Origin of the sequence: Roseomonas sp. 18066 (assembly GCF_902706185.1) — a bacterium.
GTDB lineage: Bacteria > Pseudomonadota > Alphaproteobacteria > Acetobacterales > Acetobacteraceae > Pseudoroseomonas.
Window position 1 is genome coordinate 1 of the sequence record NZ_CACSJM010000026.1, and the last position, 13447, is coordinate 13447.

The following is a 13447-nucleotide window of genomic DNA, read 5'->3' on the forward strand; positions in this document are numbered from 1 at the left end:
ACCCCGGCCGCCCCGCCGCCGCTGACCGCGCGGCTGCTGCAGGGCGGCGCGCCCTGGCGGCTGCGCGCCCGGGTGATCGAGACGGCGCCGGAGAAGGTGCTGCATCTGGGCTTCCGCGGCCCCGGCGCGCCGGAGACCGAGATCATCCTGCCGCGGCCGATGGGCACCGCCGGGCGGCTGCGCGTCGTCGCCATGGGCGGGCGCCAGGTGGTCGCCGCCTCGATGGAGGGCAATACCGGCACCGGCATCACCCAGCGCCTGGTGGTCTTCATCGGCTGCGACGCCGAGGAGCGGCTGCGCATCATCGGCATCGAGAGCCGCTCGGCGCAGGAGACGATGCAATGCACCTCGGAGACCGCGCTGGAGAACCGGCTGCAGGCGGACGGGCAGGGCGGCATCCGCGTCCATGTCAGCTTCGCCCGGACCCGCGGCGATTGCGGCCAGCAATGGGACGGCAAGCCTTACCGGGAAGCCTGGACCGACCGGCTGACCTGGGACGGGCGCGGCCCGATCGGCGGGCTGGCGGTCACCCGCGGCGCCGGCCCGGTGCGCCGCGCCGTGGTCGAGGCGCGCCGCCGCGTGGCCGAGCTGCTGGGCCCGCAGCCGGTGACCGACCTGCGCGGCATCGACCTGGCGCCGACCGGGCTGTTCAACCTGGTGCTGATCCCCTCCGCCTGATGCGCGCGCCGGCTTTCTTCCTGCTGGTCGCGACGGCGGCGACGCCCGCCCTGGCGACGCTGACCCTGGCGACGCTGACCCTGGCGACGCCCGCCCTGGCGACGCCCGCCCTGGCGACGCCGGCGCCCTATGCGCAGAGCTGCTATTTCGACCGCGGCTCGCTGACGCTGAACGCGCGCTGCCGCATGCTGCTGGCCGGCGCCGTGCGGGTCTGGGAGGAGGAGCGCGACTGGCAGGCCGGCCCGCCGCCGGTCCGCGCCGACCCGGCCCCCGGCGACCGCCCCTGGTCCGGCCGGCCGCCGCGCATCCGCCTGACCGGCCATGCCCAGGAGCAGCGCGGCCGCGACACCGACGAGCAGATCGCCTGGCGCCGGGCCGAGGCGGTGTCGCGCGCCTTGGTCGCGCTCGGCGTGCCGGCGGCGCTGATCGCGCTGGAAGGCCGCGGCGCCCGCGAGGCCAGCGGGCAGGAGAACGGGCCGCAGCCGGTCAACCGCCGCGTCGACCTGATGATCGGCTGGGAGACCGCCGCGGCGCCGCCCGCCGGCAGCTAGCCCGCCTCCGCCAGCCGATGCGCCGTCAGCGGCAGGCTGCGCAGCCGCTTGCCCGTCGCGTGGAACAGGGCGTTGGCGATGGCGGGCGCCACGCCGACGATGCCGAGCTCGCCCACCGCCTTGCCGCCCAGCGCCGAGGCATGGGGGTCCGGCTCGCCCACATCGATCACCTCGATCTCCGGGATGTCGGCGTTCGTCGGCAGCAGGTAGTCGCCCAGGTTGTCGTTCATCAGCCGGGCGTGGCGATGGTCGACCAGGCCTTCCTCCAGCAGCGCCTGGCCGATGCCCATGATGATGCCGCCCTTCCACTGGCTGGCCGCCAGCTTCGGGTTGTAGAGCCGGCCTGAGTCGAAGGCCGAGACGACGCGGCGCAGGCGGATGGTCTGCAGCGCCTCGTCCACCGCCACCTCGACGAAATGCGCGCACCAGGAATGCATCGAATAGTCGCCATCGGTCGGCGCCCGCATGGTCGAGACGGTGGTGAAGTTGCGGTAGTGGTCCTCGGGCTTCAGCCGGTTCTCTGCCAGCGTGTCGCGGAGCGCCTCGACCCGGGCGCGGCCGGTGGCCTGCAGCACGCTGGGGATGTCACAGGCGGCGCCGTCGGGGGCGACGAGCAGGCCGCCCTCCAGCCGCAGCGTGTTGGCGCCGCTGCCGCGCAAGGGCGAGCGGGGGTCGGACAGCGCCAGCTCGATCAGCGCCTCGCGCGCCGCCAGCGCCGCCTTGTGCACCGCGCCCGTCATCAGCCCGGCCATCTGCGAGCCGCCGGTGACCGGCGCCCGTGGCAGGCGGGAATCGCCGAGGAGCACCCGCACCCGCCCGATCGGCAGGCCCAGCGCCTCGGCGGCGGTCTGCGCCAGGATGGTATGCGCGCCGGTGCCCATGTCGGCGGTGCTGCTGGCGACCTCGACGCTGCCATCGGCCAGGATGCCGACCAGCGCCTCGCCGGCGGTGCGCCGCACCGGGTAGGTGCCGGCCGCCATGCCCCAGCCGATCAGCTGGTGGCCGTCGCGCATCGAGCGCGGCGTGGGATCGCGTCGGTCCCAGCCGAAGGCGACGGCGCCGGCGGCGAGCGCCTCGCGCAGCTTGCGGGTCGACCAGGGTTTTCCACTCGAGTGGTCATGCTCGGCATAGTTCAGCAGCCGCAGCGCCAGCGGGTCCTGGCCCACCTCATGCGCCAGCTCGTCGATGGCGGATTCCAGGCCGAAGGCGCTGGGGTTCTCGCCCGGCGCCCGCTTGGCGCCGGGCTGCACCGTGTGCACGGGGACGACGTTCTGCCGGCTGTCGAAATGCGGCAGGGCGTACATCAGGCCGGTGACGGAGCCGAGCGGCTCGACCGAGACGGCATCCATCGACGTCTCGTTCCAGCCGCGCTGGCGGATGGCCAGCAGCCGGCCGCCGGCGGTGGCCCCGAGCTCCAGCACCTGCCGCGTCGCCGGCCTGCCGCCAAGCCCCGTGAAGGTCTGGCTGCGGGTCAGCGCCAGCTTCACCGGCCTGCCCAGCTGGCGTGCTGCCAGGGCCGCGATGGCGCCATGCGGCAGGGCCAGCGCCTTGGAGCCGAAGCCGCCGCCGATATAGGGCGAGATGATGCGCACCTGGTCGAAGCGCAGCCCGAACCACTCGGCATAGGTGCGCGCCATGCCGTCCAGCCACTGGCTGGGCTCCCACAGCGTGAGCTCGTCGCCCTCCCACTGCGCGATCAGCCCATGCGGCTCGATCGGCATGTTGAACTCGCGCGGCGTGCGGTATTCCAGGGTCAGCCGCACCGGGGCTTTCTCCAGGGCCGCCGCCGCATCGCCCCAGGACTTGCTGAGCATGTCGATCGGCGTGCCGTCGCCGGCACAGGGGTCGTCGAGGCCGGTGATGGCGGGCGCCTTCTCGTAATGCATCACCAGCAGGCGGGCGGCCTCGGCGGCCTGCTCCAGCGTCTCGGCCACCACGGCGGCGACCTGCTGGCCGTGATGGCGGATGGCGGCGTCCAGCGGCCGGTAATGCGGCCGTGCCGGCGCCGCGCCGGTCCAGCTCGAGGCGGCGGCCAGCGGCGCCGTGTTCTGCGGCGTCAGCACCGCCAGCACGCCGGGGGCAGCCTCGGCGGCGGCGGTGTCGATGCGCAGCAGCCTTCCGGCGGCGATGCTGGCGCGGGCCAGCACGGCATGGGCCAGCCCCTCCACCGGCTGGTCGAGGGCGAAGCGGGCGCTGCCCTCCAGCTTGGCGACGCCGTCCAGCCGGGACAGCGCCGCGCCCAGCACCGGCAATCCGTCGCCGGCGCCGCCGCGCTTCACCGGGGCGTCGAGCGGGCTCATGCGGCGTCTCCGATCATCTCTGTCAGTGTCCGTTCGATCAGGGCGGGGACCAGGGCCAGCTTGTGGCGGTTGTCGTGCTGCGGCTCGGCCTCGCGCATGGCCAGCGCGGCGGCGGCGGCGATGGCGGCGGGGGTGGGGCGCTGGCCGCGCAGCGCCGCCTCCACCGCCCGGGCGCGCCAGGGGATGGTGGCGACGCCGCCCAGCGCGATGCGGATATCCGCGACCCGGCCGTCATCGGTGAGGGAAAGGCCGGCGGCGATGCTGGCCGCGGCGAATTCATAGGAAGCGCGGTCGCGCAGCTTGACGTAGCGCGCCCGCTGCGCCGCCGGGGCCAGCGGAATGCGCAGCCCGGTGACGATGTCGCCCGAGGCCAGCGCGAACTCTTTTTCAGGGGTCGCGCCGGGCGCCAGGAAGAAATCATGGATCGACAGCGCGCGCGGGCCGTCCGGCGACCAGGTCTCGACCACCGCGTCGAGGGCGACCAGCGCCACCGCCAGGTCGCCCGGATGGGTCGCGATGCAATGGGCCGAGGTGCCGAGCAGCGCATGCCCCCGCGTCACCCCGCCGATCGCAGCGCATCCGCTGCCCGGGTTGCGCCGGTTGCAGGAACCGAAAGAAGCATCCCGGAAATAGGCGCAGCGGGTGCGCTGCAGCAGGTTGCCGCCGATGGTCGCCATGTTGCGGATCTGCGGCGAGGCCGAGGCCAGCAGCGACTGCCCCACCGCCGGCAGCGCCGCGCGCATCGCCGGATGCGCCGCCAGCCGGCTCATCTTGATCAGCGCGCCGATCCGGGCCTCGGTCCCGGTGACCTCGATGCGGTCGAGGCCGGGCAGGCGGGTCAGGTCGATCACCGCCTGCGGCTGGGCGATGCCGAGCCGGGCCAGGTCGAGCAGCCCGGTGCCGCCGCCCAGCAGGGTGCCGCCGGAGGCCAGGCCAGCGCCCGCGGCCTCCAGGCTGGCGGGCCGCATATAGGAAAAGTCCATCATGGCAGCGCTTCCTGCTCCAGGGCCTGGGCCGCGCGCTGCACGGCGGCGACGATATGCGGATAGGCGCCGCAGCGGCACAGATTGCCGGCCATGAACTCGCGGATCTCCTCCGGCGAGCCGGCATGGCCCTCGCGGATGCAGGCCACCGCCGACATGATCTGGCCGGGGGTGCAGTAGCCGCACTGGAAGGCGTCCTCGGCGAGAAACGCCTTCTGCACGGCATGCAGCGTGCCGTCCGGGCCGGCCAGGCCCTCGATGGTGGCGATGCGCGCACCTTCGACCTGGTGCGCCAGGGTCAGGCAGGCCAGCACGCGCTCGCCATCGACATGGACGGTGCAGGCGCCGCACTGGCCGTGGTCGCAGCCTTTCTTGGTGCCGGTCAGGTCCAGATTTTCGCGCAATGCATCCAGCAGCGTCGTGCGGGGTTCCACCAGCAGGGCGCGCGGCTCGCCATTGATGATCAGGGTGAGGGGCCGGGGGGGGCTCATCGGGCCACGCCCCGGGCAGGGTTATGGCGGGTTTGCAGGAGGACAGGCATGACAGACCCTCCGATCGGACAGATAATGCAATTAATGGGGCAAGGGACGTAAACGGAGGATGCCTCCGCTTGCGTGAGGAGCTAAGGCTTGGACCGTCGCCCGTCAAGGGCGGGCGGGAATGGAGTGTCGGTTTTGAAGGGTTCTGGCGCGGGCGTGATGGGGGGGGCGGCGGCCCCGGTGCTGCGGGCGGATGCGCGGCGCAACCGCGACAAGCTGCTGGCCGAGGCGGCGCAGCTCTTCGCCGAGCGTGGGGTGAATGCCGCGCTGGAGGAGATCGCCCGCCGCGCCGGGGTCGGCATCGGCACGCTGTACCGGCATTTCCCGACCCGCGACGCGCTGATCGCCACCGTCTATCAGCGCGAGAGCGAGGCGCTCTATGCCGCCGCCGAGGAGCTGGCGGCGCGGCTGCCGGCCGACGAGGCGCTGGCGCGCTGGATGCACCGCAGCCTGGACATGATGGCGACCAAGCGGGGCCTGGGCGAAAGCCTGAAGGCGTTGCTGCGCGAGCGGCCCGAGCTGCTGGCCGCCAGCAAGAGCGGCTTTCCCGCCATGGTCGAGCGGCTGCTGGGCGCGGCCAAGGCCAGTGGCCGGATCCGCGGCGATATCGAGCTGGCCGATGTGCTGCACGCGCTGAACGGCATCTATGCCGCGCCGGAAAGCGTCGAGTGGCGGGCACGCTCGGGGCGGGTGCTGGACCTGCTGGTCGCCGGCATGCGCCAGGGCGCCACCGTCGGGTAGAAATCTTTCAGGAACAGTCCGTCAGCGGCCGATCCTGTCAGGGGATGCCATTGGCGGCATGGGCGCGGTGGCCGGGGCGCCGTGCCAGCCGGGCCTCCCAGGCGGCCAGCGCCGGCAGCGCCGGATGCGGCATCGGCGTCATCCGCCAGCGGTTGGCCGAAAGCCCCAGCACGATATCGGCCAGGGTGAAGCTGGCCCCGGCGACATAGGCGCCGGTCGTCGCCAGCTGCTGGTCGAGCAGCGCCATCTGCCGGTTCCAGGCGGCGATGCCGGCTTCCAGCGCCCGTGGCTCGGCGAAGGCCGGGTCGCCACGGACCAGCGCCAGGAAAGGCAGGCGCCAGGCGCTGTTGAGCTCGGTCGCCTGCCAGTCCATCCATTGCTCGACCCGGGCGCGGGCCAGCGGACCCTCCGGCAGCAGCGCCGAGCCCGCCGCCAGGTATCGGCAGATGGTGTTGGATTCGCGCAGAAAGCTGCCGTCCGCCAGCTGGATCACCGGCACCAGCCCGTGCGGGCTGATCGCCTGGAAGGCGGGCGTGTCGAGCGGGCGGAAGCCGCTGCCCCAATCCTCGCGGTCGCAGGCGATGCCGAGCTCGGCGCAGGTCCAGAGCACCTTGCGGACATTGATGGAGGAAGCCTTGCCGAGCAGGCGGAGGGGCGCGGTCATGCCGGCGACCCTGCCCGAGGTGGCCGCCGCGCTCAAGTCAGCGCGGCGGCATCGCCCGGGTCCGCGCAGCGCCGTGTGGGCGGTCTCGCGCAGGCGGTAGAGGACCAGGGTCGAGGCGATGGCCGCGATGATCGGGTAGCAGGTCGGCGACAGCGGCGAGCCGGCCGCGCCGATCAGCCAGGTGGCGATATGGGGCGCGAAGCCGCCGAAGATGGCGACGGCCAGGCTGTAGCCCACCGACATCCAGGTCGCGCGCGACTTCGTCGGAAAGATTTCTGACATGGCCGCCGGGCCTTGGCCCCGAGAAGGCGGCGATCTTCAGGGCGAAGATCGCCTGGACCAGCACGACCATGCCGAAGCCGGCGTCACCGACCAGCAGACACAAGAACTGCCAGGTGAGGAAATAAAGCTGACGCAGCGGCCTGCGGCCGATGCGGCCCGACAGGGCGCGGCTGCGCAGCGCCGCAGGGCGAGGGGGCTTTCCGTTGAAACCCGCCGCGGCGCCGTATATACAAGACGTATATCCCACGCTGATGGAGGCCGCGCATGACCCGCACCGCGCTGTTCCTGAACAACCGCAGCCAGGCGCTGCGGCTGCCCAAGGACGTGGCCTTCCCCGACAGCGTGCGCGAGGTCGCCATCCTGCGCGACGGCGCCCGCCGGGTGGTGGTGCCGGCCAATGCGCTGTGGGACGATTTCTTCGAGGCGCCCGGCGCCGACCTCGGCCCGCGCGACCAGCCACCGCCGCAGGTGCGCGACGCCTTCTGATGCTGCGCTACATGCTGGACACCACTCTCTGCATCCGGGTGCTGCGCGACCGGCCGCCGGGGCTGCGCCCGCGCTTCAATGCCGAGGCCGAGGCGCTCTGCATCAGCGCCATCACCCTGAAGGAGCTCTTCCATGGCGCGGCGCGCTCGGCCCGCGCGTCGGAGAACCGCCGTCAGGTCGAGCGCTTCGCCGAACGGCTGGTGGTGCTGCCCTTCGACGACGCCGCCGCCGCCCATGCCGGCGAGATCCGCGCCGTGCTGGAGCGGCAGGGCAGCGTCATCGGCCCCTACGATCTGCTGATCGCCGGCCATGCCCGCAGCCGCGGGCTGGTGGTGATCACCGGCGACCTCGGCGCGTTCCGCCGGGTCGAGGGGCTGCGGTCCGAGGACTGGCTCGCCGCCCCCTGACCGGCGTCAGGCGGCGCGGACCTGGGCGGTGAAGCTGTTGACCTCGCCGGTCAGCTGCTCCGATTGCCGCGACAGGTCGGCGGCCGCGCTCAGCACCTGGGACGCCGCGGCGCCGGTGTCGTTGGCGCCGCGGCTGACGGCGCCGATATTCTGCGTCACCGCATCGGTCGCCTGGGCGGTCTGCTGCACGGTGCGGGCGATCTCGCCGGTGGCGGCGCTCTGCTCCTCGACCGCGGCGGCGATGGCGACCGTGATCTGGCTGACCTCGTCGATGGTCAGGGTGATGCCCTGGATCGCCGCCACCGCCTGATGCGTCGCCGTCTGGATCTGCGCGATCTGGGCGCTGATCTGCTCGGTCGCCTTGCCGGTCTGGCCGGCCAGGTTCTTCACCTCGGAGGCCACCACCGCGAAGCCCTTGCCGGCCTCGCCCGCGCGCGCCGCCTCGATCGTCGCGTTGAGGGCCAGAAGATTGGTCTGGCCGGCGATCGAGGTGATCAGCCCGACCACCTCGCCGATCCGGCTGGCGCCCTCGGCCAGGGCCCGCACCGTGGTGTCGGTCTGCCGCGCATTGTCGACCGCGCGCGCCGCCACCTCGGAAGCCTGGGCCACCTGGCGGCTGATCTCGCTGATCGAGGCGGTCAGCTCCTCGGCCGCCGAGGCCACCGTCTGCACGCCGCCGCTGGCCAGCACCGCGGCGTTGCTGACCTCCACCGCCTGGCCGTCGGTGCGGGCGGCGATGTCGGACATCGAGCGCGCCGTCGCCTCCAGCTCGGTCGAGGCGGAGGACAGCACGCCCACCATCTCGCCCACCCGGGTCTCGAAGCGGCCGACCAGCCCAGCGACCGCGGCGGCGCGGCGCTCCTTGCCGGCCCGCTCGGCGGCCTGCTCGGCGGCCAGGCGGTCGGCGGTCGCCATGGTCTCGCGGAACACCTGCACGGCGGCGGCCATGGCGCCGATCTCGTCGGCGCGGCCGGCGCCGGGGATGGCGACGCCCATGTCGCGCTCCGCCAGGCGGCGCATCGCGGCGGCCATGGCGCGGATCGGCGCGCTGACCCGGCGGCCGGTGAAGAGGAAGCCGCCGACGCCCATCACCAGGCTGAGCACGAACAGCGCCGCCATGCCGAGCGACCAGCGCGCCGCCGCCTCGGCCTGCAGCGCGGCATGGGCGACGACCGCCGCCATGGCCTCGTTGGCGAAGGCGACGACGGTGCCGAGGCCCACCGTCTGGCTGTCGCGGAATTCGGCGAAGGCGATCGCCGGCAGGGCGCCGCCGGCCATGGCGGCCAGGGCCCGGGCGCGGTCCTCGGCCAGGGCGCCGGCAATCACCGGCTGGGTCGCGGCCAGCGCCGGGCGCAGGCTGGCGGGCATGCCGGGGATGCCGGCCGTGTCCAGCACCGCAGCCCAGGCCTGGGCGACGCGGCCCTGGGCGCCGGTGACGGCGGCGAGCACCGCGGCCTCGGCCGGCTTGCCGGCGGCCAGCGCGTTCTGCACCGGCAGCACGACATTGCCGCCGAGCGTGGCGCGCACCGTCCAGGCGGCCTGCTTGGCCACCAGCAGCTGGCCGACCAGCGGATCAGACAGCTTCAGCCCGGCCTCGATCCGGTCGCTCAGCGCGGCGACGGCATCGAGATAGGCCTGGGTGGTGGCGGGCCAGCTGGCCGCGAGGCCGGCCGCGCGCTGGCCGGCAGCCTGGCGCATCGCCGCCTCGACGCCGGGGCGCAGCTGGACCACCGCCTGGCGGGCGGCGGTGACGCGGGCCAGCGGCTCGGCGAGGCCGGTGGTGTCGAGCCGTGCCAAAGCGGCCGCGCCGGCGGCGAAGGCGGCCTCGCCGAGGTCACGCTGGCGGGCCAGCAGGGTCATCTCGACCTCGCTGGCCGGGTTGGCGGCGAGCAGGGCGGACAGGCCGGTGCCGCGCTCGATGCGCAGCGCCTGCAGGTTGCGGAACAGCTGGTCGGTGACGGCGACCGAGCTCTGGGTGCGGTCGGCGGCCTGGCGGGCCTGCCAGGCGGCGCTGGCCTCGTAGCCGGTGAGCACGATGGCCAGCAGGCCAAGCGCCAGGATGAGGCCGCCGAGCGCGGCCCGGATGGAAAGATGGCGCATGGGCGGTGTCCGTCCTGCTGCGAGAGAAAAGCCGTGTGCCGGCCACCTGCCCAGCCAATTCTTGCCAAGTTGCGAATGGACGAGAGGGAAATCTCGGTCGACTCGATAGGATCGAGCGCTGGTCAGCAAGATGCGCCCTGCCTTTGCGATTTATGCGTCAGCTACAGGAATTCATGCAGAGGTGTGCTTGTCATCGGCAGGGCACGCCAAGGTTGTGCCCGCCGATAAAAAGCGGCGAGGGGGGATCGCCGCAGAATGCGGGAGGATGGTGATCATCGCCGGCCGGGATCAGGGCGAGCCGCTCTGCCCGCTCGATATCGGCGCGCCGGCGCTGGCTGGGGACGTCGCGGCGCCCTCCATCCGGCCCGACGCGACGAAGTATCGGATGGCGCCGGCGACCTGGTCCTGGAAGTCATCGCCCCGGACGCGGAGGCCGGGCTTCACGGCCTCCAGCAGCGCCATGTCGGTCATCACCTCGCCGTCCTTGAGGCTCTTGAGCAGGCGCAGGGCGGAAAGCGCCGCGCGATGGCTGTCGGCCAGTTCGGCGAACCAGCTGGCAATGCGGGTATCGAGCGCGACCGAGCGGCGAAACGATTCGATGACGATGTCGAAAGCGGCGGCCGCGACGGCATCGGCGCCTTGGGCCAGACGGAAGATGCCGAAGACGAGAATGGACAGGCAGTAATTATACCCGTGAGACACATCGAAGCGGATCGCGTTCCGATAGGCATTGAAAATATTCTCGGCGCAGCGCGCGGCATCCGGATATTCACCGTTGTGCACATGGAAATGCCAGAGGCAGGTCTGGACGGAGATGAAGAGGTGGTCCTTGTCCGTCCGAATGCCGACAACGCCCTCATGCATGCGGGATATCGCCCGGAACACGAAATCGATCGTCTCCGCAGAAACGATGTCGCCGCCGGGCTCCTTCAGTTCGATGGTCTTGTAAACATAGATGACGAACGAGTTCACGATATAGCCGAGCAGGTCGGGATCGATGTCGTCCAGCCTGCCGCGGTGGTCCATCACCACCTGCCGTGCTGAAAAGCGAACAGTTCCCGGATCCCTGTGCCGCAGCCGCTCGAAGCTGATGGACGCCCGGTATTCCTCGACCGTGGCCGGCATCAGGCAGTCCAGCCCGGTGTCCCGCGTCGCCCAGGGCAGCTTCGTGGCCGCCTCATCGGGGAAGACCAGGTGCATGGACCGGTAGAGCACCGCCGGATCGAGGAGAAAAGCTCTATCGATCCTGAAGGCGCAGGAGGCTGTCCTGCCGCGCATCCGGGCGGACAACTGGGCCTCCAGCCCGTCCAGAAGGGCAGCGGCAGAGCCTGCATCCGCCTCTTCGGACAGGCGGTGCGCCGCGCCGTCGCGATCGATGCCCATCGCGGCAATGCCTTTTGTGCTCCGCCTCCAGCCGAAGCACCTGACATGCAGGCGGCCACCGACGACACAGGCCAGCGCCCGGGCGCGCGGATCGATCCCGACATCGGTGCCTGCGTCATGCGCCATGATCGTCCTGGGATTCTCCTGCCGCGGCCGGTTCGCTGTCTGGACCACCCGAAGGATTAACACGCGGCCGCGGAAGCCTTGAGGGGGCGCGACCCCGGGGAGGCATCACACCGCTGCGAAGACCGACGGCGAAGGGCAGGGCCCGGCGGCATCGCCAGCTCCCAAAAACCCGGCCGGAGCGCCGGCCAGGCGTGCGCCGGCCTCCTCGCTCGACATGCATAAGAGATCTTATGTAAAGTAAGCCTCGAGCACCGAAATGCTCTCCGCCGCCGCCGGCCTCAATGCACCCGGACCGCCGCCGTCGCCGTGGCGCCCTCGGCATCCAGCACCGTCACCCGGTAATGCCCGGGCCCTTGCGGGATCCAGGCGGTGTCGCGCCGCGCCGGCGTGCCCTCCAGCGGCATCCCGTCCACCAGGAAGGTCAGCGGCCGCTGCCCGCCCGCGGCGCGCAGCGTCACCGGCCCGTCGCTGATGCTGGCGCCCGGCGCCGGAAACACCAGCCGCAGCCGGTTGCCGAGCGCTGGCGCCGCCAGGTTCCGCACCGCACCGGCCCGCGTCATCACCAGCGGCTGCGCCCGGGGCGCCGCCGGCAACAACGAAAACGCCCGGGCCAGCAGCGGCAGCGCCAATTGCGTGCCGGTGGCGCCGCCGGTCTCGGCCAGGATCGGCGTGCCATCCGGCCGCCCGACCCAGATCCCCACCACGTGCCCGGCATCGAAGCCCAGCGCCCAGCTGTCGCGCCCGCCCCAGGAGGTACCGGTCTTCCACGCCACCCCGGACGGGCCGCCGCCCGGAAAGCCCCGCGTCAGGATGGACGCCACCTGCGCCGCCGCCCGCGGCGCCAGCACCGGCGCCGCCGGCATCCCCGCCACGTCGTCCACCCGCCAGCGCAGCGGCGCCGCGCGCCCGGCATCGCCCAGCATGGCGGTGACGCTGACCACCTCGCGCAGCGTGACGCCCGCACCGCCCAGCGCCAGCGGCAGCGTCGCCTCGGCCCCCGGCGGCAGCCGCGGAATGGCGCCGGCCCGCTTCATCGCGCTGGCAAAGCGCAACGGCCCAATCCGGTCCAGCAGCAGCACCGCCGGCATGTTCAACGACTTGCGCAGCGCCTCGGCCGCGGTGACCCGGCCGGTGAAGCCATGGTCGAAATTCTCCGGCGCGTAACCGCCGAAGCGCATCGGCGCATCGTCCAGCAGGCTGTCCGGCCGCGCCACCCCATCCTCGAAGGCCAGCGCATAGAGCAGCGGCTTCATCGCCGAGCCCGGCGACCGCACCGCCTGCGTCAGGTCCAGCGCCCCCGCCCGCGCCTCCTCGCCCCAGGCGCCGCCGACCAGGGCGCGGATCTCCCGCGTGTGCAGGTCGGCCACGATCGCGGCGGTCGAGACCCGTCCCGGCAACCCCTCCCGCGCGCGATCCAGCATCGCCTCCAGCGCCCGCTGCAACGGCGCGTCCAGCGTGGTGCGCGACGCACCCTCCCGCGCCGCCTGCCGCGACAGATGCGGCGCCAGCGCCGGCATCGCCCGCCGCTCCGACGGCACGTCGCTGGCCAGCAGCGCCCGGTCGGCGGCCGAGATGCCATCGGCCGAGGCGGCCCGCACCAGCAGCGTCCGGTCCCGCGCCACCCGGGCGGCCTCGGGATGGCGATCGGGGCGCAGCGCCTCCGGCCGCCGCGGCACCGCCACCAGCAGCGCCGACTGCGCCGGGTCCAGGTTGCGCGCCTCTCGCCCGAACCAGGCCAGGGCGCCGGCGCGGACGCCTTCCAGGTTGCCGCCCATCGGCGCCAGCGTCAGCCAGATCCGCAGCACGCCCGCCTTGCCGTAGCGCGCCTCCAGCTGCAGCGCGCGGGCCATCTCGATCAGCTTGGACCGCAAGGTCCGCGGCCGCGGCTCCAGCAGCCGCGCCGCCTGCATCGACAGCGTCGACCCGCCGGAGACCACCCTGCCCGCTCGCGCCCATTGCACCGAGGCCCGCGCCAGCGCGATCGGGTCCACCCCGGGATGCCGGGCGAAACGCGCATCCTCGGCGGCGATCAGCAGATCGATCAGATGCGGCGGCACGTCGCTGGCCGTCGTCTCCACCCGCCAGACACCGCCAGGCGCCGGCAGGACGGACAAGGTGCGGCCCTGGGCATCGACCACCACCCGGGCGGCAGCGTCGACCCGCGACAGGTCAGGCGGGAAGACGCGATCGAGAACAGAAGCAAACAC

12 protein-coding genes are annotated in these 13447 nt (G+C 73.0%); 5 read left to right on the plus strand and 7 right to left on the minus strand.

Features of this window, described 5'->3' with window-relative positions:
* Positions 1 to 678: hypothetical protein (locus GVN67_RS07665; RefSeq protein ID WP_159994449.1), on the plus strand; the 678-nt coding region annotated here is incomplete at its 5' end.
* Positions 678 to 1229 (plus strand): OmpA family protein, encoded by a 552-nt coding sequence (locus tag GVN67_RS07670; RefSeq protein ID WP_159994451.1) that lies wholly within the window; start codon positions 678 to 680, stop codon positions 1227 to 1229. The genes GVN67_RS07665 and GVN67_RS07670, both read left to right, overlap by 1 nt.
* Here GVN67_RS07670 and GVN67_RS07675 read toward each other — a convergent pair.
* From GVN67_RS07675 to GVN67_RS07685, 3 genes are read right to left on the minus strand one after another with little or no spacing between them, the layout of a single operon-like run.
* The gene (locus GVN67_RS07675) at positions 1226 to 3529 is read right to left on the minus strand and encodes a xanthine dehydrogenase family protein molybdopterin-binding subunit (RefSeq protein WP_159994453.1); all 2304 of its coding nucleotides are present in this window, start codon (positions 3527 to 3529) and stop codon (positions 1226 to 1228) included. The two genes, GVN67_RS07670 and GVN67_RS07675, sit on opposite strands and share 4 nt — an antisense overlap.
* A complete protein-coding gene (locus tag GVN67_RS07680) occupies positions 3526 to 4515 on the minus strand; it encodes a xanthine dehydrogenase family protein subunit M (protein ID WP_159994455.1) in 990 nt (329 codons plus the stop codon). The genes GVN67_RS07675 and GVN67_RS07680 overlap by 4 nt, the downstream gene beginning before the upstream one ends.
* Entirely contained in the window at positions 4512 to 5003 is a 492-nt protein-coding gene (locus GVN67_RS07685) for a (2Fe-2S)-binding protein (RefSeq protein ID WP_159994457.1), read from the minus strand. Before GVN67_RS07685 ends, GVN67_RS07680 begins: the two co-directional genes overlap by 4 nt.
* A 183-nt stretch (positions 5004 to 5186) precedes the next feature.
* Between GVN67_RS07685 and GVN67_RS07690 the strand changes: the two genes are divergently transcribed.
* Positions 5187 to 5792, plus strand: a complete 606-nt coding sequence (locus GVN67_RS07690; protein WP_235035105.1) for a TetR/AcrR family transcriptional regulator — start codon at positions 5187 to 5189, stop codon at positions 5790 to 5792.
* 37 nt (positions 5793 to 5829) lie between these two features.
* Here GVN67_RS07690 and GVN67_RS07695 read toward each other — a convergent pair whose 3' ends face one another.
* A complete protein-coding gene (locus tag GVN67_RS07695; RefSeq protein ID WP_200845164.1) occupies positions 5830 to 6738 on the minus strand; it encodes a glutathione S-transferase family protein in 909 nt (302 codons plus the stop codon).
* Between the two features lie 264 nt (positions 6739 to 7002).
* On the opposite strand from GVN67_RS07695, the gene vapB reads away from it, so the two are divergent.
* Both vapB and vapC read left to right on the plus strand, forming a co-directional pair.
* Entirely contained in the window at positions 7003 to 7224 is a 222-nt protein-coding gene (vapB, locus tag GVN67_RS07700) for a type II toxin-antitoxin system VapB family antitoxin (protein WP_159994459.1), read from the plus strand.
* The gene (gene vapC, locus GVN67_RS07705) at positions 7224 to 7631 is read left to right on the plus strand and encodes a tRNA(fMet)-specific endonuclease VapC (RefSeq protein ID WP_159994461.1); all 408 of its coding nucleotides are present in this window, start codon (positions 7224 to 7226) and stop codon (positions 7629 to 7631) included. Before vapB ends, vapC begins: the two co-directional genes overlap by 1 nt.
* Before the next feature lie 6 nt (positions 7632 to 7637).
* Here the strand turns inward: vapC and GVN67_RS07710 are convergent, their stop codons facing one another.
* The 3 genes from GVN67_RS07710 to pbpC all read right to left on the minus strand — a co-directional run bounded on the left by GVN67_RS07710 (position 7638) and on the right by pbpC (position 13447).
* Complete coding sequence (locus GVN67_RS07710) at positions 7638 to 9731, minus strand: methyl-accepting chemotaxis protein (protein WP_159994463.1); 2094 nt, start codon at positions 9729 to 9731, stop codon at positions 7638 to 7640.
* 288 nt (positions 9732 to 10019) lie between these two features.
* Complete coding sequence (locus GVN67_RS07715; protein WP_159994465.1) at positions 10020 to 11240, minus strand: hypothetical protein; 1221 nt, start codon at positions 11238 to 11240, stop codon at positions 10020 to 10022.
* A 278-nt stretch (positions 11241 to 11518) separates the two neighbouring features.
* Positions 11519 to 13447: a penicillin-binding protein 1C gene (gene pbpC, locus GVN67_RS07720; RefSeq protein WP_159994467.1), complete on the minus strand. Its 1929-nt coding sequence runs from the start codon at positions 13445 to 13447 to the stop codon at positions 11519 to 11521.

Bases quoted from the DNA above. Each gene is read 5' to 3' on its own strand.
- GVN67_RS07715 (WP_159994465.1), bottom strand. From the start codon at position 11,240: ATGGCGCATGACGCAGGCACCGATGTCGGGATCGATCCGCGCGCCCGG.
- GVN67_RS07670 (WP_159994451.1), top strand. From the start codon at position 678: ATGCGCGCGCCGGCTTTCTTCCTGCTGGTCGCGACGGCGGCGACGCCC.
- vapC (WP_159994461.1), top strand. From the start codon at position 7,224: ATGCTGCGCTACATGCTGGACACCACTCTCTGCATCCGGGTGCTGCGC.
- GVN67_RS07680 (WP_159994455.1), bottom strand. From the start codon at position 4,515: ATGATGGACTTTTCCTATATGCGGCCCGCCAGCCTGGAGGCCGCGGGC.
- vapB (WP_159994459.1), top strand. From the start codon at position 7,003: ATGACCCGCACCGCGCTGTTCCTGAACAACCGCAGCCAGGCGCTGCGG.
- GVN67_RS07695 (WP_200845164.1), bottom strand. From the start codon at position 6,738: ATGTCAGAAATCTTTCCGACGAAGTCGCGCGCGACCTGGATGTCGGTG.
- GVN67_RS07675 (WP_159994453.1), bottom strand. From the start codon at position 3,529: ATGAGCCCGCTCGACGCCCCGGTGAAGCGCGGCGGCGCCGGCGACGGA.
- GVN67_RS07710 (WP_159994463.1), bottom strand. From the start codon at position 9,731: ATGCGCCATCTTTCCATCCGGGCCGCGCTCGGCGGCCTCATCCTGGCG.
- GVN67_RS07685 (WP_159994457.1), bottom strand. From the start codon at position 5,003: ATGAGCCCCCCCCGGCCCCTCACCCTGATCATCAATGGCGAGCCGCGC.